The organism is Paenibacillus methanolicus (genome assembly GCF_008124765.1).
Lineage (GTDB): Bacteria > Bacillota > Bacilli > Paenibacillales > Paenibacillaceae > Paenibacillus_Z > Paenibacillus_Z methanolicus.
Window position 1 is genome coordinate 954,455 of sequence record NZ_VNHS01000002.1, and the last position, 25,275, is coordinate 979,729.

The window sequence follows — 25,275 nt, forward strand, 5'->3', positions numbered from 1 at the left end:
AATTAAAAACCGCCCGGGAGAAAGCCGCAGCTTCCCTCCGGGCGGTCTTGCTTACATCGGGCTGTCGGCGATGACCGCCCCCGACCGCTCCATGACGCGCGCGACCAGCGCGGCCGCCTCGGCGCGGGAAGCGGTGCGCTGTGGCGCCAGCTGTCCGGCTGCACCGGTCAGCCAACCTTCCCGGACGGCGGCCGCGACGGCTTCCTTCGCCCAGCCGGATACCGAATCGGCATCGCGGAACTCGGTCAGCACGGAGGCCGCATTCGACGATCCCGCCGACGCGGCGCCCATGACGCGCGCTAGCATCGCGACCATCTCCTCGCGCGTGACCGCGTCGTTCGGCCGGAACTTGCCGTCCGCGCCCCGGACGAAGCCGAGCGCCGCCGCTTCGTTCACGTAGACGGCGTACCAGGCGCCCCCCGGGACGTCCGCGAATGGACGCGGCTTCGGTAAGGAATCGCCGGCATTCGTGCCAACTTCCGTCTCCGGCAGCGCGCGCGCCAGCAGCACGAGCAGCTTGGCGAATTCGGCCCGCGTGATTCCGCGGTTCGGGTAGAAGCGCCCATCCGGCGCGCCGGCCGCCAGATGGCGGCTGGCCAGCAGCTCGATCGCTTCCCGGCCCCAATGGCCGGCCAGATCCTGGAACGACGGCTCGTAGGCCATGACCGCGTACGTGCCGGAATCCGTCATTGGCGCCGTTACAAGCTGATGCTTCGTATCCACGATTCCGCCCATGTGCGACCATCCGGATGCTGCCGCGTCATCTTGCCGGTACACGCCAAGCTTGCGCGGATCGGCTCCCTTCAGCAAGGAGGCGTCATACGTTACCGAGAGCGCAGCTCGCTTCAGCAGCGAGCCGCCGCCCACATGCAGCCGATAAGCCGGCGATGCGACTGTCCATCCAGCCGGCGTCGTAGGGGCCGCCAATTGCTCGGCGGTCAATTCGGTCGATGCGCGCACCGAATTCGCCGCGAGCTGCAAGGTCAGCTTGCCATCCAGCAAGCGATGCTGCCCGCCCTCGACCGTCAGCTCGGTGCTCTCGCTGCCTTCCGCGTCGGGCTTGTCGTCCGGCTCCCCGGTCTGGCCGCCCGTCACCGGTCCTGGCCCCGGATTGCCGCCCGGTCCGCCGGAGGTGCCGGCGGACGTGCGCGCCGTCAGCGTCTCGCCGGACGATTCGTTGCCTGACTTATCGACGACATACAATGTCACTTCGTATGCTGTCGACGCCGCCAAGCCATCGATGACATGCCGCTGCGCGCCTTTCGCGACTTGCGCGGTATCTGCCGCCTCCCCATCGCCGCTCTTGCGCCAGCTCACGATGACGCCATCCAGATCGGCATCGGCCGGGTCCGTCCACGTCACCGCGATGCTGCCGCTGCCCGGCGTCAGTCTTACCTCGGCTGCCGGCTTCGGCGCCAACACGTCGGCGCCCGCTAGCTGCTCGCCGGCGGTTCTCGCCTCGATGGCCGTCTTGGACGCATTGCCTGCCGCATCGACCGCGAGCACGTCGATCGCGTAGACCGTGCCGCTGGCCAAGCCGTTCAGCAGCATCCACTCCGCGCCCGGCTCCGCGGATGCCGTCCTCGGCTCGCCCGTCGATCCTTTGACGCGGTATTGAACGTCGACCCGCAGCAAGTCCGGATCGGCCGTTTCTTGCCAGCCGAGCATAATCTGCGAAGCATCGGCCGTCGCGTTCACCTCGGTTACGCCCAGCGGCGGCGTCTCATCCGCTTCGGTGACGAGGAACTCCGCTTCATAAGCGGCAGTCATCGGCACGCCGGCATAGCTTTGGACCGCGGCGTCGACCGCGAGCGCATACGTTCCGCCGACGGTCAGAGGGGCATCCGGCGTGAACCGGACCGTGAGCGCGACCTGCTTGCCGTCATAGGCAATGACGTCTACGGCTGCCCACTCGCCCGGCACCGTCTCGCCGCTCGCGGCATCGCTTATCGTGAACAGCTGGCCATTCACGTCGTCGGTCATCACATGACGGTTAAATGCCACGTCGACCGATCCGCCGCCGGCCGCCGCGACGGCGCGCGTCACGCTAGCCGGCTGCGTCGATACCATCGCCACGTTCACGTCGAAATGCGGCGGGAGGACGATCAGCTCCCGGCTCTCGGCCGGTAAATACCCTTCCTTCTCGTACCGTACCTTCCACTTGCCCTCCGGCACATCCCAGCCATAGCGGCCGGCGCCGTTCGTGTACATCGGGTTCAGCTGGCCGTACCATTCGGCATTCCACACCTGCCAAGCGCCCGCCTCTTCGTTCCATCGCAGCGCGGTTGCCTGCACATCCGGTATGCGGTTATCTTCGGTCACTTCGTACACGTAGCCGCTCGGATCATGAATCCACTCCGGATCGGCCAAATCGTCGTCCGGACGATCGTCATCATCGTCGTCTTCCTCGTCCCGACACTCCGCGTCATTGGCGATCGCGTTGCGCAAGCCTTGCAGTCGTCCGGCCATCTCGCCGTCGAGCACCTTGCCCGCGGCGTTGGTCAACATGAACATCGCGATCGTGCCGAGCCCGAACGTCTCCGGTCCGGCGAGTACGCCGACGATCATCATGGCGGCCTTCGTCGATTCATAGACGATGAGGCGCGTATACAGCGAATCCAGCTCGTTCACGTAACGGTTCACGGCCGACGTCGAACAGCCGTCCGTCACTTGGTCCAGAATCGCGCTCATTTCGGAGAGCGTATCGTTCACGCCCAATCCGTCGACGAGACTGTAGCCCGCATCGATCGTCTTCCACGTCATGTCTCCGGCCCGCGAGGCGAAGGCCGCGCTGAGCCGCGTCGCCACGACGTTGACGGCCGCGTTCAACGCCGCGCCCGATAAGGACGCGGTGCGAGGCGAGCCGGACGTGCCGCTCCGAATCCCGAGTCCTCCCTCGGTCAGCAGCGCCATCGCCCGCTGCGTCGTCAACCCCTCGCCGGTATCCGGCATGTAGGCCGACAGCTCTATGGTCAGCTTGCCGTCCCGGAAGCCGTGGCTCATCTGCAAACCGTATAACGCCACGCCGGTCTCCCGCTCGCGCGCCAGATCGGCGGCCGTCGGCACGTACTGCTTCCGTTCCATCGTGACGCCGAGGCTCATGTCGACATCGCCGCCCGAGGTCGGAATCGTTCCCTTCAGCTTGGCGGTCTGCCTGGTGGCGCCAGGCGTTCGTTCCGACACGTCCAGCTCCTTATCCTTCAGATCCTGGAAAGCCGGCGGCAGCTGGCCTTCCAGCTCCTCGGCCGGCGGCGGCGTCTGCGCGCCGGCCGCTTGGATCGTCCGGTACGAGACGCTAACCCGACCGGCATGCGCGCCGCTTATGACCGCGCGGAAGACGCCCTTGTCATCCTGACCGGCCGGCATGCTCGCGTCCCCGAAACGGAACACCACGTCGCGCACCAGCTCCGGCTTGTTGAAGTTGAGCGCGAAAGAGAACGGCAGCCCCGGCACGTAGACATACGGGAATCGCCCCGTGCCGTCGGCCGGATCGAGCTGCACTTCCCGCCCGTCCGCCTGCTTCATCGTGAAGCTCATCATCTCCGGATGACCCTCGTCGTAGCGGATCATCGCGGAATCGCTTGCGTAATGCCGTTCGCCCTTGACCGCTTCCGCCCGAATGCGATGAATCGCGGTCGCGCCTTCTCCGGCAAGCTCCGCCTTCAGCGACCAGAAGCCGCCCGGCGTCGCCATCGTCTCGCCAAGCACGCGCGCCCCTTCGAGCACGACGACGCGGCTATCCGCAGGAGCCCGCCCGCCGAGGCGGACGTCCTTGCGCCCGATCGTGCCCGGCGCGTCCAGCGTCAGATGCAGCAGCTCGGCCGTCACCGTGCCAATCGCCTCTTCCCGCTGCTCGCCGCCGATCGTATAGACGATCTTCGGCACGATCGCAAGCGCTTCGGCCGGTTCGTTCTCGTCTGCCTGAAGGCGATACTGCACGACGGAGCCCAAGCGCGCCGGCAAATCGCCAAGGGTTAACGCGATTCGTCCGCCATCGCGGATCGGCGTCCGCGGATGTCCGCCGTGGAGGACGCTGCCTTCGACAAGCGACGTGCCCGCCGGGATGTCGAGCACCAGCTTGACGTCTTTCGCGGTCTGGCCGCCTTGATTCCGAACGCTTGCCCGCACCAGCATATCGGTGCCCGGCGTAAGCACGTCGCGGTCGAGCGTGACCTCGTTGCCATCCCGGCCGCCGAACCATTCGTCGCCCGCGAAAGCGATCTGCCCCAGGTTGACCGTCTGATCGGCTGCCGCGTTAAAGGTCCGCTTGACGTAACCTTTCTCGTCGGGACCGAACACCTCCAGCTCATATTCGCCCGCCTGCGGCAGCTGCCACTGCATCCGCCGTTCATGCCAAGTTCCGTCCGCGATAAGCCGGCGCGCGCCTTCTCTTCCGCGGGCGAACAGCTTCCATGTATTAAGAGCCTCGGGATCGAGCGTCTCCTTCAAGTCCGCGACGGCCAAAGCCCCCGCTTCCTCTAGCCGCAGCTCGATATGCCCGGTCCGCTCGGCCGAAATGACCGTCTCGCCGCAGACGATCGGCATGCCCGCTTCCACTCCGTTCGCGCAAATTTCCACCTTCTCGCCCGGGTTCGCCTTGACGACAAGCGGGTTGCTTCGCGTGAGGAGCAGATGCGGGGAATCGATGTGATAATGGGCGAACGTCCGCCAATCCAGCTCATGCGGACCGATCCACGCTCCGCCCGCGGCTCGGGTGAACAGCTTTACTTCAATCTTGGACGGGAGCGGTTCCTCGATTCGAAGCGGAATCTCGGTCACGCCGCTCTCCAACGTTCTCGCAATCCAAGGACCGTGCGTATATGGCGGAATGGACGCCTGTATCGTGGCCGCGCCCCGAAGGACGCGCGCTTCATATCGTCCCTCGCCATCGGCCTGCGCCGTGAATATGGCATCGCCTTGTCGAATGGTAACGGTCGCCCCGGCGATCTTCTCGCCGCTCTGACCGTTCACGGTTCCGCGAACGACCGCTTCCGCGTTCCACGGCAGTTCGACCGCCGCGCCGTTCACGCCTCTAGCTAGCTTGCTCGTCGTTTCGGACGGCAGCAGCCGATCCGATCCCGCTTCCACGCGAATGCGAACCGTCTTCCCGTCCATCTCCGCCAATACGCCGAACTGCGCCTGGCCGCTCGCGTTCGTAACCGCCGTATAGCTGCGGCCGCTGCCCGGCTCCGCAATCGTAACCTTGGCGCCTCCCGCCGGCTGATTGGATGGCGTGCTCGCCGTTATGCTCACTCGGACCGTATCCTGCGGCTCGATGGCGAACGTCGTTCGCTCCCCTGCCGCCACCGCGACTTGAGACGGCGGCGCATCGAGCAGGAGATCGCCCGATTCGGGATGAAGAAGCGTCAATTGATAGTCCTTTGCGGGCGCCATTCCTTTCAGTAGAAGCGCTCCGCTAGCGCCGGGACGCGTTGTACGGACGGCTTCCGCCTGCTCGCTGCGCACGGTCAAGATCGCCTGCTGCGCCAACGCCCGATTCCCCGTTATATTGATTTGCAGCGACCCGCCGACCGCAATCGGCTCGCTCCACGCCGCTGCCGCCGCGCGCTGTCCGTCTTTCTCTGCCCAGACCTCGGAGCTCAGCAGCCGAACCGCCTCGCCTGGAATATTGACGCTCCCTTTATACCGACCGGTTACGCCTTCCGCCTTGATCGGCACGCTCAGTTCCCGCGTCGCGCCGCCGGTTGTTTCGTAGACAATCGATCCGGCCGCGTCGGCCCCCGGCTCCGACAGGAAGATGAAGTCGATCCGGTCGCCAAGACCCGCATACGTATTCGCATAGAGCGGCATCGCATAATGAACGCCGGTCACGGCCAACGTACGCACCGTAATGACGCGTTCATGCGTGTATGGCGCCGATGCGCCTTGGCTATCCTTCGCGACGAGCGAATACCGGTAAGTCTTGCCAGCCTGCGTAGTATCGTCGGTATACGCGCGAACCGAGAGATCCTCCAGCGCCGTCAACTGCACCGGCTCCGTATCGCCCTCCCGGCGCATGACCGCAAGCGTCGCGATGTCCCGCCCCGCCGCCGGCGGCTCCCATTCGAGCCGGACGCCGCCGCTTGCGGACAGCGACAGCTTCAGTTCGGCGAGCGCTGGCGCCGCCTTCGTCCTCGCGCTTGCCGCCGGACCGTTCGTCGTCCACGTTCCGCCGTCGGCGGAAGCCTCGACCTTGAGCTCGTATGCCGTATCCGGCTGAAGTCCGGTCAACTTCGCCGTTGTCGTGCCCGCCGGTACGTCCTTGACGACGCTGCCATAGCGCACTTGATAAGCCGTCGCGCGCTCAGCCGCCGTCCAGCCGACGGTAAGCGAGTCGTGACCGGTTTCCGTGACCGTAAGCGCGCTGCCCGACGGCCATGCGGCCGCCGCCGGCTCCGCCGCTTCGACGCTCGTCACGAACAGATCCAGCTGCTTGCGCAGCTCGCCGGTCACGAAGTTGTTCGCGCTGGTCTGGAACGTCATCCACCGTCCGTCTCCGCTCAAATCGCCGCGAACCGCCGAATCGTTGCCCTGCTGCGCCGGATCGTACGGCAGCGCAGCCCGGATGTTCGCGCCTTTAACCAAATCCCGCACGAAGACGTCCGCCTGGGCGTTCGTATCTCCTTTGACCAACGTCTGGTCGCTCGAGGTGAACGCCACGTAACGCCCGTCGTCGCTGATCGAGGCGCCTTCGCTGTAGCCCATTGGCGCTCTCCCGTCGTAAGGGACGACGACGGATTGCGGCGGCGTGCCCGGCGCGGCCTCGCGATCGACCAGGAAGACGCCGCCCATCCGGTTCTCCAGCTCGCCGATGCCGAACACGATATAACGCGCATCTTCGCTCATGTCATAGGTGGAGGCCCATCCCCGCTGGAACCCTTCGTCGAACTTCGAAATCCAGGTCAGTTCCTTGGTTGCGAACGAATACGCGTAAATATCCTGCTTGCCGTTCTCGTCGCCGGGCACGATATCCGATATCGTGGCGAACACGGCATGCGAACCATCGCCGCTGATCGTGCCGTTGGACAGATCCGGGGTCGTGCCGTCGGCCAGCGCCAGCCGGGCGAACGAGCGATCCGCCCGCTCATAGCGGACGTAGTGGTAGTCGTCCGGCGCATCCGGCGTCAAGTTCCGCGCGCGGCTCGTGAATAAGATGCTGTCGCCGTTCGACGTGATCGACGGCTGCCAGTTGCCCCCGTTCGCCTCCGTGCCGTCCGGCAGCACCGTGATTTTCTCGAGCGCCGCGACGTCCTCGTCGAATACGCCGTTCTGATCCGGGTCGCGGTCATGCAGGAATACGTCCCAGTTCTTGTTCGTATCCGGCGCGGCGGTCAGATTGGTCGCGCCGGAACCGAAGACGATGAACCGGCCGTTGCCGCTGATCTCGACTCCGCTGCTGGCGCCGTTCGCGGTTGTGCCGCTATTATCCAGCGCCCGGCTGATCAACGTCGTGCGTCCGAGCTCGCGGTCGTACAGAAACACGTCCTGTTCGCGGTTGTCGTCCCGCGCCGCGATGTCGGCGGCGTCGGTCGCGAAGACGATGTAGCGTCCGTCGTCGCTGATGCTCGATTCGTCGATGTCGCTCGCGGACATTTTGCCGCTCAACGGCCGGACGTTGACCCGCTCCACGCGCGGTCCCGCTCCTGTCGTCGCGCCTGCCCACTCCGAGGCTGACCTATTGCCGTCGCCATCATACGCGAGCACCCGGAACTCATAGGCGGTCCGGTTCATGAGACCCGGCACCTCCGCCCACCCGTCTCCGCGGGCCAGCATCGGCGTCTCGCGCGGCTCGCCGCCGGCCTTCCGCCATTGCAGCTTGACGCCGGTCACGTCGAGATCGTCCGGATCCTGCCACGACACGCGCATCCCGCCCGGAATCGGCGTACCTTGCACGTTCGAGGCTTGCCCCGGCGCTTCCGTCTCCGGCTGCGCCGACGTATTGTCCGTCAGTTCGAGCGCGGATGCGGACCAGACGTAATCGGCGCTTCCCGCCTGTACGCGGAAGGAATACGACGTCTCCGGCGCGAGGCCCGCCGAGACGTGGCTCGCCCGGGACGTGATCGCTTCGAGCGCTCCGTTCCGATAGATCCGGTAGTGCGCGGCCCCTTCCGCGGCCGGCCACGATAAGGCGATATACGAAGCGCCGATGCGCGGCGCCGTCAATACCGCGCCTTCGGTCCAAGCCGGCGCCGAAGTTCCGGGATCCGGCAGAGCCGCGGCGTAAATATCGTAGAACCCGTCCGCATCCGCCGGGTCGAGCAAATTCGTCGCGTGGGACTCGAACGCCACCGTCCGGCCGTCCGCGCTGATGAACGCGCGCACGCTCCACTGGTCGCCCGAGCCGCCCGTCGCCGCTCGGCTAGCCCAGAACGTCCGGCCGAGCGCGCGGTCGCGGACGTACACGTCGGACACGCCCGTATCCGCGGGATCGAACGCGTTGTCCGTATGAAAAGCGACGAACCGCCCGTCCGCGCTGATCGTCGCGTCGTTGCTGGACAGCCTCCCTTTGATCCCGTCGGATCCGAAGCTTGCGACGTCGGTGAGCCCGATCAATCGATCGTAGACGAACACGTCCTGCTGACCGTCCGTATCGCCGGGCGCGAGATTGGACGCGTACGATTGATACGCCACATAGCGGCCGTCGGCGCTGATGAACGGGAAGCGGCTGTCGCCGTTGCCCTGAATGCCCTCGGCGGATACGCTAATCCGCTTCAAGCTCTCGCGCTTCGTATCGTATAGGAAGATGTCGCTGCGTTCGTTCGTATCGCCGCTCACGAGGCTCTTATAATACGAGTCGAACGCGACGTAGCGGCCGTCCGCGCTGATCGAGACGCGCGGCAGCGGCGGCTGGCCGAAGACGAACACCTGATTCGACGCCTGCTGCACCTTGCCGGTCAGCCGGTCCTTCACCATCACTTCCCAGCCGCTGAACGAATTCGGCTTCGGACCGGCGAAGGCGATATAGCGCCCGTCCGCGCTCATCTGGAACGGACTGCCCGCCGCCCCGTACGTCGAAGCCTGCACGTTGTCGAAGATTTTCTCGATCGTGCCGCTCTGGTCGTCATACAGGTACAGGTCCTCCTGCCAACCCGTATTGCCCGGCATATTTTGCGCCTTCGACGTAAACAGGACGAAGCGTCCATCGAGACTGATAACAGGCAGATAGCTATGGTTGTCCGCCTGCTGTCCGCCGTTGCCAAGGTTAATCCGCTTGGTCGTGCCGGTCCCCCGGTCATGCAGGAAAATATCGGCAAACCCGTTCGTATCGCCTTCGACCAGATTGCTCGCCTTGGAGACGAACGCGAATTTCGTCCCGTCCCCGCTGACCGACGCCGTCTGGCTATCGCCCGTCGAGACGCCGCCCGCGGCGGGGCTTGCCTTGTACAGCGCGCCGTTCACGTTCGCGAGCAGCGCCGTTTCTGTCGGCTCGCCGTCCTCTTCGCCAGCCTCCGAGCCTTCCGCTTCGGGTTCGCCCGATTCCGGCTGTCCGCCGGCGTCGCCCCCGGCCGGGGCATCTTCCGCCTCGGCCTCGCCTCCAGCCTGCCCCGCCGCCGGATCGTCCGTCTCCGAATGTTCGATTATGACGTCCCCTTCGCCCGCGGTAATGTCCTGCACCCCTTCCAGCAGCTCCCGCAGCTGCGGACTGACCGCTTCCTCCGCGGTCTCCGCACCGTATACATCCGGCTGCGCGACCGCGCCGAACAGCAAACACCCGATGAGCAACATCGGGATCCAATTCCATCGATTCTTAAAGCTTCGCTTTCGTTCGTTCCTGCCCACTTTCGCGTTCCTCCCTGTCTACGCTTGGCATGTACGCGTCATCCGCGCATGCCGCTGTTATGCTACTCATCGTAAACGCTCGCAGGAGGGGCAGCCAGTGACCGGCTGTCACCATTTTTGTCATCGGCCGCCGCGACCGTCATGACGAAAGATGACAATTGTTCGGCAGCATGAGGAGACGACGAGCGGCAGTCGCACGGATTCGATTTTTCTATAGCTCCAGGTTGGCAAGATCCGAATTTATCGCGGCGCATTGTACGCGATACGCAGAATTCGCGGCGATGCTGAAACGTACTCATCCGCAAGCTATAATGTTTGTCTATATCTCGTAAATCCGCGCGTATTCCGCAGGATTGCGCGATCCCGATAGCTTGCTATGATGGACATGCAATCATCCGATTTGGGAGGTTAGATCATGGACGTAAGACCAACGTTAACGACAAGCTGGGGCGCTCCCGTCGGCGACAACCAGCACTCGATGACCGCCGGCTCCCGCGGCCCGGCCCTCATCCAGGACGTGCACCTGCTGGAGAAGCTGGGGCACTTCAACCGGGAGCGCGTGCCCGAGCGCGTCGTGCATGCGAAGGGAGCCGGAGCGCACGGCTGCTTCGAGGTGACGAACAACATGTCCGCCTATACGAAGGCTTCATTCCTCTCCGAGGTCGGCCAACGGACGCCGCTGTTCGTCCGCTTCTCGACGGTGGCCGGCGAGCTCGGTTCGGCCGATACCGTGCGCGACCCGCGCGGCTTCGCCGTCAAATTCTACACCGAAGAAGGCAACTACGACCTGGTCGGCAACAACACGCCGGTCTTCTTCATCCGCGACGCCATCAAGTTTCCGGACTTCATCCATACGCAGAAGCGGCATCCGCAAACCCATCTGAAGAACCCGAACGCCGTCTGGGATTTCTGGTCGCTCTCCCCGGAGTCGCTGCACCAGGTGACGATTCTCATGTCGGACCGGGGCATCCCCGCCACGCTGCGCCATATGCACGGCTTCGGCAGCCATACCTTCAAGTGGGTGAACGCGAATGGACAAGCGTCATGGGTCAAATACCATTTCAAGACCGAGCAGGGCATCCGCAACCTCGACGTCGATCTGGCCGCGCGTTTGGCCGGCGAACAGCCGGATTACCATATCGAGGATTTGTTCCAAGCGATCGACAAAGGCGACTTCCCGGCTTGGACGTTGTACGTGCAAATCATGCCTTACGAAGATGCGCGCGCCTACCGCTTCGATCCGTTCGACGTGACCAAAGTATGGTCGCAGAAGGATTACCCGCTCATCCAAGTCGGCCGGATGGTGCTGGACCGCAATCCCGTCAACTATTTCGCCGAAGTCGAACAGGCGACGTTCTCGCCCGGCGCCTTCGTCCCCGGCATTGAAGCGTCGCCGGACAAAATGCTGCAGGGCCGACTGTTCGCCTATGCCGACGCTCATCGGTACCGGGTCGGCGCCAACCATAACACGCTGCCGATCAACAAGCCGGTCGCGCCGGTGCACCACTATCAGCGCGACGGCGCGATGCGGGCGGACGGCAACGGCGGAAGCGGCGTCTACTACGAGCCGAACAGCTACGGCGACGCGGCCGACAATGCGGCGTACAAGCCGGCGCCGTTCGAGGTGGAAGGCCTGGCCGATAGCGTCGCCTACGACCGCGACGACCATTACGCGCAAGCCGGCGACCTATACCGGCTCATGAGCGAAGAAGAGAAGTCGCGCCTGGTGCGCAACATCGTTCTGGCCATGCAGCCGGTCGAGAGAGAGGAGATCAAGCTGCGCCAGCTCGCGCACTTCTACAAAGCCGATCCCGATTACGGGCAGCGCGTCGCGGAAGGGCTTGGTCTGAGCATCCCGCAGTTGGTTTAAGCGACGCCGGGTACCGGCAGCTTCGCGCGGCAAGTCAATGCGGGCTGCCGGTTCTGCATGCTCGAGCGTATACGAATAGAAGCGGTCGCTACCTCTATCAGCGGCTGAACCGGGTTATGAGCTGCGACAGGCTCGCCTCTTACGGATCAAATCGACTTCGGTTGCTTGTTCGCGTTCGCGCTCGCGCCTGTGTCCGAGCAATTATGATACCTATAGCAACGAAACTTTACAGGGCGGAGCATGGCTCCCCCTGTTTCGGCATGTCCGGCGATAGTGAGCCTAGCCCGAGGCGTTGACGGACAACGCGCAAGAGCGCCGCAGGCATGAAGCCTGGGGCGCCGTTGGTCTTGCTAGGCATGAAAGCTGCGCTGACGATTAACCCTTCTCCGCCAAATATGCCGCCACTTCGGCCAACCGGGACGCATAGCCCCACTCGTTGTCGTACCAGGCGGCCACCGACAGCAGCCCGCCTTGCACGTGCGTAAGCGGCAGATCGATAATCGAGGAATGCGGATCGGCGACGATGCGCGAGGACGCCCACTCGCCTTCCAGCACGTCGAGCACGCCCTTCAGCTCGCCTTCCACTGCCGCCGCGAGGAACATATCGTTGATCTGCTCTGCCGTGCACGGCTTCTCCGTGACGAGGTTCAGCTCCGCGATGCTGCCGGTGCGGGTCGGAATGCGATACGCCTTGCCCGTGATTTGGAGATCCGGCCAAATGAACTTGAGCGCCTTGGCCGCGCCCGAGGACGAAGGAATGATGTTCTCCGCCGCGGCCCAAGAGTCGCGACGGTCTCTCATCGGCTGGTCGGTCAGCGACTGCGTGTTCGTGTACGAATGGACGGTGGAGAACAGGCCGTACTGAATCCCGAAGTTCTCGCGCACGAGCTTGACGACGGGCGCCAGCGCATTCGTCGTGCAGCTGGCCATGCTGATGATCCGATGCTTATCCGGATCGAAGCTGTCCAGGTTAATGCCCTTGAGCAGCACCGCGTCGCAATCTTCTAGACTCTTGCTCGGTCCGCTCACGAGCACCCGCTTCGCCCCGCGGTCGAGATGCTGCTGCGCGACCGGGCGCGTCACCGCGCGTCCGGTACAGTCGACGACCAGATCGACGCCTAGCGACGCCCAATCCGGAATTTCCTTGGCGGCGTTCAAGTAGACGATCTCCCGATCGCCGATGACGAAGCGCCCTTCTTGACCGGCTACCGGCTCCGGCCAACGCTTGTAGTTCGTATCGACTTCGAAGAGCGCGGCCAGCGTCGCCTCGTCTTTAATATCCGATACCGAATACGGCACGAACAGATCATTTTGCAACGCCGCGCGCAGCAGCTGTCTTCCGATGCGGCCGAAGCCGTAAATCGCGATTTTACCCATGATGGCCTCCTTCAATTAGGTGAAGAACTTGACGCGGTCGGACAGCGGATGGAAGTCCTTCTCGCCCGGCTCCGCCGTCGGCTTGCCGAACGGCATCTGGGCGATCAGCTTCCAATCGGCCGGCAGATCCCACGACTGGCGCACTTCCTCGTCGATCAGCGGGTTGTAGTGCTGGAGCGAAGCGCCCAGACCTTCCTGCTCGAGCGCCGTCCACACGATGAACTGCAGCATCGCCGACGATTGGTTGGACCAGATCGGGAAATTGTCGGCGTACGTCGCGAACTGATTTTGCATGCCTTCCACAATCGATTGATCCTCGAAGAACAGAATCGTCCCGTAGCCGGCGGAGAATGCGTTCATCCGCTCGTTGGTCGGGCCGAATTGCGCCGCCGGCACGATCTTGCGGAGCGTCTCCCGCGTAATGTTCCACAGCCGGTCGGACTGCTCGCCTAGCAGCACGACGACGCGCGCGCTCTGGGAATTGAAGGCGGTCGGCGCGTATTTGACGGCATCGTTGACGATCGTATGGATCCGCTCCTCCGACGCGACGCGCTCCTTGCTAAGTCCGTAGTACGATCTTCTTTCTTGGACGGCTTTCATGAAATCATGGCTCATTGCGAAATCCTCCTAAAAATCATGTTTATGTTCATGGGGATGATCACATAACGATCCCCCGCATGGAAGCCTTCCGCCTCCGCGCGGGGGATATGTCGTTCATGCCTCGCGTCGTGTCTGACTATGCCTTCAGCCAAGCGTTGGCGAGGAGCATCGCGCCGCGCGCAGCCGCCGTGTCCGCCAGCGCGTTCAGCATGACGAAGTCGTGGATGATGCCCTGGAATCGGGCCGTCGTCACGCGGACGCCCGCTTCGCGCAGCTTGTTCGCGTACGCTTCCCCTTCATCGCGCAGCACGTCGGCCTCCGCCGTAATGACGAGCGCCTCCGGCAAGCCCTCGAGCTGCTCCTTCGTCGCGCGAAGCGGCGACGCGTAGATCGTCTCCCGCTCGCTTGCGGTCGTCGTGTATTGGTCCCAGAACCACGCCATCGCGTCGCGGCGCAGGAAGTAGCCGGTCGCGAACTCGTGGTACGAGCCCGTGTCGTTGCCCGCGTCGGTCACCGGGTAGAAGAGCAATTGCTTGCGAATCTTCGGTCCCTTGCGCTCCTTCGCGAGCAGCGTGATCACGGCGGTCATGTTGCCCCCGACGCTGTCGCCCGCGACGGTCAGGCGCTCCGTATCCATGCCCTGCGCTTCGCCGCTTGCTTCGATCCACTGCAGAACGGCATAGATTTCTTCCAGCGCCGTCGGATATTTCGCTTCCGGAGACAGGCTGTAGTTCGGGAAGACGACTGCCGCTTCCGCGCCGACGGCCAGCTCGCGGACGAGACGGTCATGCGTGTGCGCATTGCCGAATACCCAACCCGCGCCGTGGATGTACAAGATGACCGGGAGCTTCGCCGGCGCGTTCTGCGGACGCAGAATGCGAATCGACACTTCCCCGCTCGGCCCGCCTTGGATGGTCAGATCCTGAATATCGACCGCCGGCTTCGCGATATCGCCGCTTTGCACCTCATCGACGGTCTCGCGTCCTTTCGCCGGTCCCAGATCGAACAGATACGGCGGATTGGCCGTCGCTTCCACGAATTGCCGAGCGGCTTCCTCGAGCACTACTTTGCTCACGACTTGCTTGGTCATGCGTAACAACTCCTTTTCTATGAAATGATCGCGTGATGAATGACGTTAAGAACGATTGCCTTCCAGCTCGCGGACGACGATCGGCGGGAGGTTCCGCTCGATCGCCTCGCGCTCCTCCTCGAACCAGGCCGGCAGCTTCAGCGATTCGCCCAACTGGTCCGCGGGCTCGTCATTGGCGAAGCCCGGCGGGTCCGTCGCGATCTCGAACAAGATGCCGCCTTCCTCGCGGAAATAGATCGCATGGAAATATTGCCGGTCGATGATCGGCGTCGGGTGATGGCCGCTGCGTTCCACGTTCGCGCGCCATGCCTCGTGATCCTCATAATCCTTGGCCCGCCACGCGATATGATGGACCGTGCCCGCTCCCGCGACGCCATGCGCCATCGCCTCCAGGTTGACGTCGATGAGATTGCCGAGGTCGCCCGTCGCTTTGTAACGCGCGAAGGTCTCATCCTGCGCAGCCAGCTCCAATCCGAGCACGTCCTCGAGCACAAGGCGCGTCTTCTCCGGCGCGGTGCTGTACAAGACGGCGCCGCCGAAGCCCTTGATCGCCTGCTCGGCCGGAATGCCGCTGTACGACCAAGTGCTCGGCGCGCCATTCTCCCGTTCCACCAGCTCAAGCTTCAAGCCGTCGCGGTCCTCGAACTGGATGTACGTCTCGCCGAACCGCTCGGCTTGCTCGAACGGCACGTTCAGACGCGCGAGGCGCTCCTGCCAGAATGCCATCGCCCCGACAGGGACGATAAAAGTCGTTACCCCGACTTGTCCTCCGCCAATCCGCCCCTTCGCCGCTCGAGCGTAAGGGAAGAAGGTCATGATCGTGCCCGGGCTGCCGGCTTCGTCGCCGAAGTACAGGTGATAGACCTCCGGCGCGTCGAAATTGATCGTTTTCTTCACCAGCCGAAGTCCCAGCACGCCCGCATAGAAATCGACGTTCTCCTGCGCGTGTTTTACGAAAGCCGTAATATGGTGTATGCCTGCCGTTTGTTGCCGCATGTGGCGCATCTCTCCCAGCCGTTTTGATTTTAACTATAGTCAATGGGCCTCGCGCGAACAATTCCGATCTATCTATACGTGATATAACGATTCGCTATAGGATGAGATAGTCTGAGGTATGAACCAGAGGGGCCGGATATGCCAAAAAAGCCGAGGCACGAAGCCCCGGCTTTCCCGTCGATATTCGGTTCGCGCCTGATTAGCCGAGGAACGACTTCAGCATCCACACATGCTTCTCGAGCGAGCTGTGGATCGCCAGCAGCATGTCCCCCGTCGTCTCGTCGCCTTCCTCGTCCGCGATGCGCATCCCTTCCTTCAGCTCGTCCACGATCCGCCCGAAATCCGCCGCGATCGCGCTCACCATATCGGTCGCCGACTCGCCGCCCTCGGCGTCCCGCACGGTCGCCAGCTCCAAAATTTCGCGCAGTGTCGCTACCGGTCTTCCGCTCAAGGCGAGCAGGCGCTCCGCCAGATTGTCCACGTGAAGCGCCGCTTCCGTGTACAGCTCCTCGAATTTCAGGTGGAGCGTGAAAAATTGCGGCCCTTTGACGTACCAGTGGTAGTTGTGCAGCTTCGTGAAGAGCAGGCTCCAGTTGGCGATTTGCGTATTCAGCACTTGCGGCAATTGACTAGACATGCAGGTGTCCCCTTTCGGAATTAGGTAATAGCAGTATTTTGCAGGGACCACTATATCACAGCCTCGCCTCGGCTGCCTATACCTTTTCTCACACCGAATTCCGCCTTAATCGTATAGACATTAGCTATAATCGTTGGCTATACGACGTATAGAGAGCGCGATATTGATCGGCTCGGAAGCGGCGCCTAAGATGGGATTAATGTCTACAAGAAGGGGGCTATCCTTGTGAGCCAACCATCGGCCGAATCCGCGCCGAAACCGCATGTGACCGCCGTTCTGTTCTGGAGTTCCCTGATCGTCGTGTCGGCCGTCTATTTAACGATTCCGCTCATCTCGCTGTTCGCGGATCTCTTCCGCGTCTCCGCCTCGCAAGCCGCCTGGGTCGGCAGCGCCTTCTCCTTCGCCTTCGCTGGCGGCGGCTTGCTCTTCGGCGTGCTGTCCGACCGGTACGGCCGGAAGAAATTGATGATGGCGGGGCTTGCGCTGCTCGGCGCGACCACGCTTGCGATCGGCGCCGTCGATTCGCTGCCTTGGCTTGTCGCGCTGCGGGCGCTGCAGGGCCTCGCAGCTTCGATGTTCCCGCCCTCCGTGCTCGCTTATGCGATGGAGATGTTCCCGGCCAAAAAGCGCGTGACGATCATCGGCTTTATTAGCACGGCCTTCCTGATGGCCAGCATCGTTGGCCAGCTGTACAGCAGCTTGATCGTCTTGACGTTCGACTGGACGTACGTCTTCTACATTCTGTCCGCCGTCTATCTCGCGTCGTTCGCCGCGATCGTCTTCGGCATTCCGAGCGACAAGAGCGGTTCTGCGAAGGGAAGCTTCTTCGCGCCGTTCGCCCGAATCGGCCATATTTTCAAGCGCAAAGGACTGCCCATCGCCTATATCATCTCGGCGACGCTGTTCACCGCGCTCGTCGGCTATTTCTCGACGCTCGGCAGCTATTTGTCCGGACCGACGTTCGGCATGAGCCATCAGGAAATTCTCTGGGTCCGGGCCGTCGGCATCATCGGCATGTTCATCTCGCCCTTCGACGGCAAGCTCGTCGCCCGGTTCGGCGTGAAGAGGGTCTTATGCTGCGGACTCGCGCTAGCCGCCGTCGGTCTCGGTCTGCTCGGGATCTGGCCGAATCTGGCCTTCCTGATCGCGCTGAGCGTCGTCTTCACGACCGGCGTCGCCATGGCGCTCCCGGCCCAAATCTCGCTGATCGGCCAGCTCGCGGGGGACATCCGGGCGATCGCGGTGTCGTTCCACATGTTCATGCTGTTCATCGGCGCGTCGCTCGGTCCGATCGTCGCCGTCTACCTGATGGATCTGGGCGGCTACTTGTTCACGTTCCTCATCCTGGCCGGTCTGCTCGCCTTGAGCACGATCGTGCCGCTGTTCATTCGGCTCGGGGAAGCTCCGACTGCCGCGCATGGACAGGCGCAGCATTCGGCTTAAAACGTATGTAGAGCGGGGTATTCCGACGTTGTAATCGCAACCATTATAGCCTGACGCTAACAGTCGAACTCAACACCACATATTAGACTGCCTTGAATAAAGAAACAGCGGTAGCTTTGGACTGTAAAATAAAGTCCTAGACTACCGCTGTTCTATTGAGATAACGTTCCAACGTAGCGCAAATTTTGGATCTAATTAGATCTTCTTGTACAACAGCCTCAGTGTCTGATTTTCTTTGAAGTCTCTATTCAAATAGAAACTATATGCTGGTGCAAAAGTATTGGTAAGCAAAATCACATTGTCGATCCCGCGAAGTTTAATATCGGAACATGCATAATCAAGAATATCGGATCCGATTCCCTGTCCCTGCATGTCCGTTCTAACGAAAAACTCTTCGATCAGAAATTCCTTGCCTCTCCACCATTGCTTTTCTTTCCCTAAAATCGTCGCGACTATGGATTTTTCTTGCGATTCATCAACCGCTACGTATCCTTTAAAACTTGGTGTATTCCAGAAGTCGTAAAATATTTGCTTTGTAACCTCATATGTCCATTCATTATTCCACGGTGGTTGGTTAAACACCTCAATGAATAAGGATATACAAAGCTCAATATCGTCTTCAATGAGTTCTCGAATAAGCATTAGTTCCCTCCTAAGCATACTTTCTTATACATTTTCTGGATATATTTCATGATCCCTTCTCTCATAGAGTATTAAGTTCTCCTGCCCGGTAAGGGAACCATACCACCATGCCGAAGGTCATGTTTAAGTTCGTGTGAACCATATCATAAACATTACTCTAGTCGTGAACTGCCTATTCAGATGGTGATCGGCTTTTTATGTATAATAAAATTGACTAAATGTATAGTTTATTTTACAATGTGATTAGTTCATTTTACCTCATTAAGGCGGTGTCATACATGACTTATCAAGAAAAGAAGAGCATCGTATCGCTAATCAGCACCATACTCATTTTTACAGTGTATTGCCTGTACAAATACCCAGAGTACCCCAAAGAAGTGCTGGATTCAAAAGTAACCTTCCATTACTGGGGATCTTTCGTTCTTGTATTGACCTTGGTTTCCATTGCAGCACATATCATGATCAGCATTATTTTTAACTTCGTCTTCCGAATGACGACGGGTGAAAAGGAACCTACATTCGCGGATGAACTGGATAAGCGTATCGACTTGTTAGCCTATCGAAATTCATTTGCTATGTTTGTCATTGGTTTCCTGCTGGCTATGGGCTCATTAGTTATAGACCAGCCCTTGAAGGTGATGTTTATCGTCCTAATCGTCTCTGGATTTCTTTCAGACGTAACCGGTTCAATATCGAGACTGTATCACTACAGGAGAGGAGTCTAAGATGGGTAAAGTTCTTGTTGGCAATCACATCAGAAAATTACGATTCAATCATAATGAAATGACCCAGCAGCAGCTGGCCGACAAGGTGGGTGTAACCCGACAAACGATCGTTGCTCTTGAAAAAGGCCGACCCATTCCTTGCAAGACTGTACAATGGTCTCTTAAGGCCCAAAAAAGTAACGATATTGGGGTTTGAGTTAGCTGGGGAAGTTGAAGCCGCAGGCAAAGATGTAACACGATTTAAGATCGGTGATCAAGTATTTGCGTCTTGTGGTTTTGGTTTCGGTGCATATGCCGAGTACAAATGTTTGCCTGAAGATGGACTGGTGGTCATCAAACCGGTCAATGTGAGCTATGAGGAGGCTGCCGCTGTTCCCATCGGGGGAATAACCGCGTTGAACTTTCTAAGGCAGGCGAATATCGCGAGCGGAATGAAGATCCTTATTTATGGAGCCTCTGGAAGTGTGGGTACTTATGCGGTGCAGCTTGCCAAGTATTACGGGGCGGATGTAACCGGAGTATGCAGTACTGCCAATCTTGAGATGGTAAGATCTATAGGAGCCGATCGAGTCATAGATTATACGAAACAGGATTTCATGGCGCTTGAAGAAAGCTATGATATAATCTTTGATGCCGTCGGGAAACCGATATCGAAAATCAAACAATCGACATTCAAAAAAGCACTGCGTACGAACGGAAAATATGTAAGTGTGCATATGTCACAAAAGCCTCGCGTTGAAGACCTTATCTTCCTCCAAGAGCTGCTTGAAGCAGGTAAAATTAATCCAGTCATCGATAGACGCTATTCGTTGGAACAAATTCCCGATGCCCATCGTTATGTCGAGCAAAAACATAAGAAGGGGAATGTCGTCGTAACGGTAAGAGAAACTTGCCACTGATCATCCAAGCCTGCAGGGGGGAATCGGCGATGGACGGAGACAGCAAGGATGCGTATCCTAGCAACCAACCGTTCCCAGAGCGGCTTATAGGCGCCGTCAAGCGTCGCGTCAATCGGACCGTCTCCGTGGATGAAGAAGTACGAGTCCAAATTTGCCGTCCTTCTTCTCCGGGAGGGTCAGCACTCCTGTGAGGCGGCCTTGTGGCGTATCGGATCGTCACTGCTCTCTCTTCTATGGCGAAGTCCTCTCAAGAAGGCAGCCGATTTTTGTGGCCGGCTTCAGCAAGATACATAAGTCGATGGTACATTCAATGCCATCAATGGTGTCCCTGATGCTACCTCCAAACTTCATTGACTTTGCAGACATAACAAGGCTTTCGGTCAAATACGTGGCAGCCTTGTTGTGTCGATATTTGCGCTAACGTCTCCCGTTAGCGCAATGAGTATTAGGGATTAAAGTAGCCAAAATGCAAGACGATCAGAAGCCGACAAACTATAGTTGGATTGACCTATTTCTGTTCATCATCGACCCAATCAATCAAAACCACATTGTCTTTCTTATTATAACTCACCGTAGCTCCCAGGGCTTCGCTGACAAATCTCAAGTTTACATATGCAGTACCCTCAGCAATGAACGGAGTCTGTGTCAGTCTATATTCCTTATCATTAACCCAAGCTTGAAAATTGTCCATTGTAATTTTAATTGTGGTATCGTCCTTTTTTGCAGTCACTGTCTTTGTAACCGAATCCCATTGAACTTCAGCGCTATAGGCTTCAAAAAGTTGACGAAATGGAACTAATGTTGTGGAATTCCAAGCAATTACATTAGGGTCAAAATTCATTTGTTTGCCGTTCAATACGACTTTTGCTGTAAATTCATCAGAGTTAGCGGCATTGATGCTGGGTATTTGCTGAGTGCTCCAAAAAATTGACATAAATGAAAGGCATAACAATAGAAACTTAGCTTTTTTTCTCACACATTGACCTCCAATGATTTAAGGTAAGTGATGCTATTTTTATGACGCATCAACGGTGAGTTTTGTTCCAATAAATGGTTTGAATTTATTTCGTTTCCACGTAATATATTCGGGGACGACTCGCCGCTCGATCGCTTGTACGAGCTGAACGGATACGTGCTCCTGATCGGCGTCGGCTATGACAAGGCCACCTCCCTGCATTTGGCGGAGACGCGGGCCGATTTCCCTTCCAAACACGAGGTAGAGGATAGCAGCGCGATTCTGGTCGGAGGCCGGCGCACCTGGGTGACGTACCGGACGCAGCACGTAGACGACAGCGATTTCGTGCAGCTGGGAGCGGAATACGAGCAGGCGCACGGCATCACGCCCCACAGGATCGGTGATGCGCAGGTTCGCTTGCTTGCACAGCCGCCGCTCGTGGATTGGGCGGCAGCCTGGATGGAGCGGAACCGGGGGAACGGTGCGGTCTAACATCTTAAAATGGCTTCTGGAAATAAAATGGGTCCCGCTTTATAATAATAGAGTACCTATTCTATGAAAGAAAGCGAGCCCCAATCATGCGTAAATTCGTCATTTTACTCATCTTCGTATGGCTGACCGCCGCCGTGCTGCCCGCCTGGGCTTCGGCCGAACCGACTGCGGGAAGGAGCGAAACCTTTGAATTCGGCGACCAGACCTTTACGCTGCGAGGTACGGACCGGGTCGAACTGAAGGCCGCCATCCCGCTCGATTCGTGGCAGTCTCCCGACGTCCGGGTCGGGCCGGACGGCAAGATCTATGCGGTGGACGGCAACCGCCTAACGGCCTTCACCCCCGCCGGCACGGAAGTATGGTCGTACCCGTTCAAGGGCTCACGGGACCGTTATCTGGCCTTCTCGCCGGATGGCAATATAGCCGTCTATGAAGGCGCCGGTTACCCCAAGACGGTCCAAATACCCGGCTCAGACCCTGCGGAAGAGTACGTTTATCTCCCGGCGCGAATACTCGTCTTCACGACGAAGGGAGAGAAACAGAGCGAAGCGACCCTCGACGCTGCGCGCTACGTCCCGACCGGCCAAGCCGGCCAGTTCGCGATCGATCGTAACGGGAACCTCTACGTCGATTCCAGCCTAGGGTTCGCCTCCTTCGATTCGGGCGGCAAGCTGCGCTGGACGAACGACAAGGTGGCCAAGCTCGACCCTCATCGCTGGGGAGGGGAGGGCCTCAGCCTCTTTTCCGACATTGGCGCCGTCCATGTGACGAAGGACAACACGATTATCTCGGTCAATGATTGGACGCGTACGATGTATGGCCTATCGATTGACGGCCGACTCCTCTGGGAGCGGAAACTCGCGGGCGGGATGCCCGGCATGAACTTCCTCCTGACCCCGGACAACCGCTTCATCGTGGAGCCGTTCAACTCTACCTTCAACGTATATGATACGCGCACCGGCAAAGTCGAAACGGATCAAACGACAGCCGACCCGGCTGTACGCTCCGTTCTCCAGGGCGACGGAAGAGGCAGCGTCTATATGAGAACGCTGAACGGCGTATCGTCCGAAGCGCCGAACGGGGACGTCAATTGGTCTTATCGCGCTCGCAGCGGCCGCGTCATCCAGCAGCCGGTATCCGATTCGTACGGCAATATGTACTACCTGGACGAAGACGGCAGCGTGACGGGGCTCGACCGTCACGGCAAGCTGCGCTTCACGCTGACGGGGCTCGACGGGATGGCTGCAGCGGCGCCCTTGTACGTCAATCCGGCGGGAGAGCTGCTGATCTTCGATCGCCGCGGCATCATCCAGCTCAGTCCAACGTCCGCCGAACTGGCGCGATTGCAGCAGGACGCTTCGCAGCAGGATCCGCCGAAGGCACCTGCCGCCTCCGGCGGAACCGGCGGCCAGTCGTCCGCGGGGTCGAGCTGCACGGCAGCATCGGCCGCAAGCCAACCAGCCGGCATCCGGATTCTTATCGACTGCCGGGAGGTCCGCCTGGAGAAACCGGCCATCCAGCAACATGGCAGCCTTCTCGTGCCGATGCGGTCGATTTTCGGCAGCCTGGGCGTTCCCGTTGACTGGGATGCCAAGAGCCGGCGCATTACGGCCGTCAAGGACGGCAGCACGATCATCCTTCAGGTCGGCAGCACGACCGCGCAAATCGGGGGCCGATCGGTCCACTTGACCGTTCCGCCCCAATCCATTCAAGGAACCACCTATGTGCCGCTACGATTCATTAGCGAGTCGCTCGGCTATAAGGTGAAATGGGACCCCGCCGTTCGAACGGCGTCGATCGACACCCCATAAAGAGGAACGTCCTTGCCGCCCGACTAGCGGTCAAGGACGTTTTCATTTGCGTACGTAATAGACAATACGCCTTCTAAAAGCGATCGCAAGGACGCGCTGGTCATCGCAGATATGATCAAAACGGGTACTACTCTCCCGTTCGTTTTCATTCCGAAGCCTACGAGGAGCTACGTATTCTCATGGCAAACCGCGAGACGGTTACTAAGCGTTTGAACAGTGCAGTTAACCAGATTCATCGTTGGGTAGACATTGTCTTCCCCGAACTGCGTCAGGTCTTCAAAATCCTTACCTGCACCAGTTCGATCGCAACACTCAGACTGTTTCCTTTGCCAAGCGACATCAGTCAGTTAAACACCGAACAGGTTTTGGCCGGTTGGAAGCAATACGTGAAGCGTCATGCTGGCGTTAAACGTGCTGAACTGCTCATTACACTCGCTAAATCCAGTGTTGGCACCACTCAGGCCCTCCACGCATACAAGCTTCATCTTGGCCAATTGCTAGAAGAATATGACCTGGCCAGCGTCAGCTTGAACAGATTGAGTATGAGCTGAACTGCATTCTTAAACGCATTCCTTACGCAAAGAAGCTGCTTGAAATACGGGGCATCAGTGCTACGTGTCTTGCTGGCGTTCTCGGTGAGACCGGTGATCTAAGCGGCTATTCGCATGGAAATGCACTGCTTCGGCATGCTGGGCTGAATCTAGCGGAGGCCAGTTCTGGGAAATGGAGAGGAAAGATGGTGCTCAGCAAACGTGGGCGTCCACGTCTGCGTCATTTTCTGTATCTGATGACCATGTGTATGGTTATGACGAACCCCGAAATTCGGGTTTTACATCGTTACAATGTGGAGGAAAAGAAGCTAAAGAAGATGAAATCCATTATGAAATTGTGCAGCAAAATAGCTCGTTTACTAGTCGGCCTGGCTAAGAGTAGCGAAGCTTACGATTCAACCAGAGTTTTCCCACAGGCTGCCTAAGATCAGTCGATCCTCACCAGCTCAAGCATTCGCAGGATGACAAGAAGCACGGAGTATCGGGAGACATTACGCAAAAGGGCTCGGACCCGTTCCGATAGATAGACCGACCTCCACCCCGTAGTTAGATGTGACGAAGGAATGAAAGGGCTATGACCCGTTGAGACATGGGAGCGAGAATCGCTAGGGCGACGTGGAGACGTGCGTATATGGAACAATATGGGTGACAATCAAACCACCTTTATTCCCGCATGCCCAGTTTTGCGCCTACCTGCCTCCGGCTTCTCCAACATCCTCTTCTTCGTTCTAACTACAGGATGAAATCCTGCGAATTCATGAGTCTGAGTGAGGAAACTGAATCATTTCGAGGGAGCTTAATCACTTAATCCAGACATTTTCTAATTTTCGCATGTAAATCTCGGGTTCTTCCTCATCAAAAACCTCGATACCGTTGTCTTGAAGAATCCCATTTTGAATTAAGGTTTCGATAACGTTGTTGGTAACATCGCTAAAGCCATCTTCAATAAGTTCCTCTTCAGTAAACAGAATGTTATCACCGCTGTTCTGCAAGAGATACCACGTTGTAATAGCAGCCGTTACGGGATTCCCTGCTAACTCCCGTACTTTACCGGCTGGGAGATGTGCAAACCCAATAAGTTCTCGTTTGCTGTGATTAATCAGAACGAAATTTTGTCCCATTTTATCACCTTTCCACTATACTCCGGCAAACGCACGGCTCCTTGAGGTTCAACTATCGTTCCCAGTTAAATTAATGATAAAATTTTGGACAATACAAAAAGTAGTAACTCAACAACTACCAATAATCCACTTATAAGAATTGAGATAAGCGAGCTTAGAGTTGGTTTCCAATTATTAATACCACCAAGTCCTAACTCTTAAGCCCCGAAATTGGATTTGAGTCTAGACTACTTAACGTAGTAAGCTAGAAGCAGAACCAGTGGAGGGGATTTTTTATGCAACGGAG

Annotated in this window: 15 protein-coding genes and 2 pseudogenes; 8 read left to right on the plus strand and 9 right to left on the minus strand. The window is 59.1% G+C overall.

Annotation, left to right across the window (positions count from 1 at the left end; all coding sequences use genetic code 11):
• Positions 1 to 51 precede the first annotated feature (51 nt).
• Positions 52 to 9,780, minus strand: coding sequence for a fibronectin type III domain-containing protein (locus BCM02_RS09000; RefSeq protein ID WP_148928704.1), 9,729 nt, complete (start codon positions 9,778 to 9,780; stop codon positions 52 to 54).
• Between the two features lie 415 nt (positions 9,781 to 10,195).
• On the opposite strand from BCM02_RS09000, the gene katA reads away from it, so the two are divergent.
• Positions 10,196 to 11,650, plus strand: coding sequence for a catalase KatA (katA, locus tag BCM02_RS09005; protein WP_148928705.1), 1,455 nt, complete (start codon positions 10,196 to 10,198; stop codon positions 11,648 to 11,650).
• Positions 11,651 to 12,025: 375 nt separating this feature from the next.
• Here katA and BCM02_RS09010 read toward each other — a convergent pair whose 3' ends face one another.
• The 5 genes from BCM02_RS09010 to BCM02_RS09030 all read right to left on the minus strand — a co-directional run bounded on the left by BCM02_RS09010 (position 12,026) and on the right by BCM02_RS09030 (position 16,350).
• Entirely contained in the window at positions 12,026 to 13,027 is a 1,002-nt protein-coding gene (locus tag BCM02_RS09010; RefSeq protein ID WP_148928706.1) for a type I glyceraldehyde-3-phosphate dehydrogenase, read from the minus strand.
• A gap of 15 nt (positions 13,028 to 13,042) precedes the next feature.
• The gene (locus BCM02_RS09015) at positions 13,043 to 13,642 is read right to left on the minus strand and encodes a nitroreductase family protein (protein ID WP_148928707.1); all 600 of its coding nucleotides are present in this window, start codon (positions 13,640 to 13,642) and stop codon (positions 13,043 to 13,045) included.
• Between the two features lie 121 nt (positions 13,643 to 13,763).
• A complete protein-coding gene (locus tag BCM02_RS09020; RefSeq protein ID WP_148928708.1) occupies positions 13,764 to 14,717 on the minus strand; it encodes an alpha/beta hydrolase in 954 nt (317 codons plus the stop codon).
• Between the two features lie 45 nt (positions 14,718 to 14,762).
• Positions 14,763 to 15,713, minus strand: coding sequence for a ring-cleaving dioxygenase (locus tag BCM02_RS09025; protein WP_148928709.1), 951 nt, complete (start codon positions 15,711 to 15,713; stop codon positions 14,763 to 14,765).
• Positions 15,714 to 15,912: 199 nt separating this feature from the next.
• A complete protein-coding gene (locus BCM02_RS09030; RefSeq protein WP_148928710.1) occupies positions 15,913 to 16,350 on the minus strand; it encodes a Dps family protein in 438 nt (145 codons plus the stop codon).
• A 225-nt stretch (positions 16,351 to 16,575) separates the two neighbouring features.
• On the opposite strand from BCM02_RS09030, the gene BCM02_RS09035 reads away from it, so the two are divergent.
• Entirely contained in the window at positions 16,576 to 17,793 is a 1,218-nt protein-coding gene (locus BCM02_RS09035; protein ID WP_148928711.1) for an MFS transporter, read from the plus strand.
• Positions 17,794 to 17,988: 195 nt separating this feature from the next.
• Here BCM02_RS09035 and BCM02_RS09040 read toward each other — a convergent pair whose 3' ends face one another.
• A complete protein-coding gene (locus BCM02_RS09040) occupies positions 17,989 to 18,435 on the minus strand; it encodes a GNAT family N-acetyltransferase (protein ID WP_187434090.1) in 447 nt (148 codons plus the stop codon).
• Positions 18,436 to 18,713: 278 nt separating this feature from the next.
• Between BCM02_RS09040 and BCM02_RS09045 the strand changes: the two genes are divergently transcribed.
• The 3 genes and pseudogenes from BCM02_RS09045 to BCM02_RS09055 all read left to right on the plus strand — a co-directional run.
• The gene (locus BCM02_RS09045) at positions 18,714 to 19,160 is read left to right on the plus strand and encodes a hypothetical protein (protein ID WP_148928713.1); all 447 of its coding nucleotides are present in this window, start codon (positions 18,714 to 18,716) and stop codon (positions 19,158 to 19,160) included.
• A gap of 1 nt (position 19,161) precedes the next feature.
• A complete protein-coding gene (locus tag BCM02_RS35910) occupies positions 19,162 to 19,356 on the plus strand; it encodes a helix-turn-helix transcriptional regulator (RefSeq protein WP_246183266.1) in 195 nt (64 codons plus the stop codon).
• Positions 19,292 to 20,059, plus strand: a pseudogene (locus BCM02_RS09055) (NAD(P)-dependent alcohol dehydrogenase); the annotation flags it as partial. The gene BCM02_RS35910 and the pseudogene BCM02_RS09055, both read left to right, overlap by 65 nt.
• A gap of 508 nt (positions 20,060 to 20,567) precedes the next feature.
• Here the strand turns inward: BCM02_RS09055 and BCM02_RS09060 are convergent.
• Positions 20,568 to 21,035, minus strand: coding sequence for a copper amine oxidase N-terminal domain-containing protein (locus BCM02_RS09060; RefSeq protein WP_148928715.1), 468 nt, complete (start codon positions 21,033 to 21,035; stop codon positions 20,568 to 20,570).
• Positions 21,036 to 21,140: 105 nt separating this feature from the next.
• Here BCM02_RS09060 and BCM02_RS09065 point away from each other — a divergent pair, with 105 nt between their 5' ends.
• The 3 genes and pseudogenes from BCM02_RS09065 to BCM02_RS09075 all read left to right on the plus strand — a co-directional run.
• On the plus strand, positions 21,141 to 21,506 hold the full coding sequence (locus BCM02_RS09065) for an AAC(3) family N-acetyltransferase (RefSeq protein ID WP_281288162.1): 366 nt from the start codon (positions 21,141 to 21,143) through the stop codon (positions 21,504 to 21,506).
• Positions 21,507 to 21,592: 86 nt separating this feature from the next.
• Positions 21,593 to 23,317, plus strand: coding sequence for a stalk domain-containing protein (locus BCM02_RS09070; RefSeq protein ID WP_148928717.1), 1,725 nt, complete (start codon positions 21,593 to 21,595; stop codon positions 23,315 to 23,317).
• 60 nt (positions 23,318 to 23,377) lie between these two features.
• Positions 23,378 to 24,293, plus strand: a pseudogene (locus tag BCM02_RS09075) (transposase); the annotation flags it as partial.
• Between the two features lie 375 nt (positions 24,294 to 24,668).
• On the opposite strand, the gene BCM02_RS09080 reads toward BCM02_RS09075, so the two are convergent.
• A complete protein-coding gene (locus BCM02_RS09080; RefSeq protein ID WP_148928718.1) occupies positions 24,669 to 24,989 on the minus strand; it encodes a hypothetical protein in 321 nt (106 codons plus the stop codon).
• Between the last annotated feature and the right edge of the window lie 286 nt (positions 24,990 to 25,275).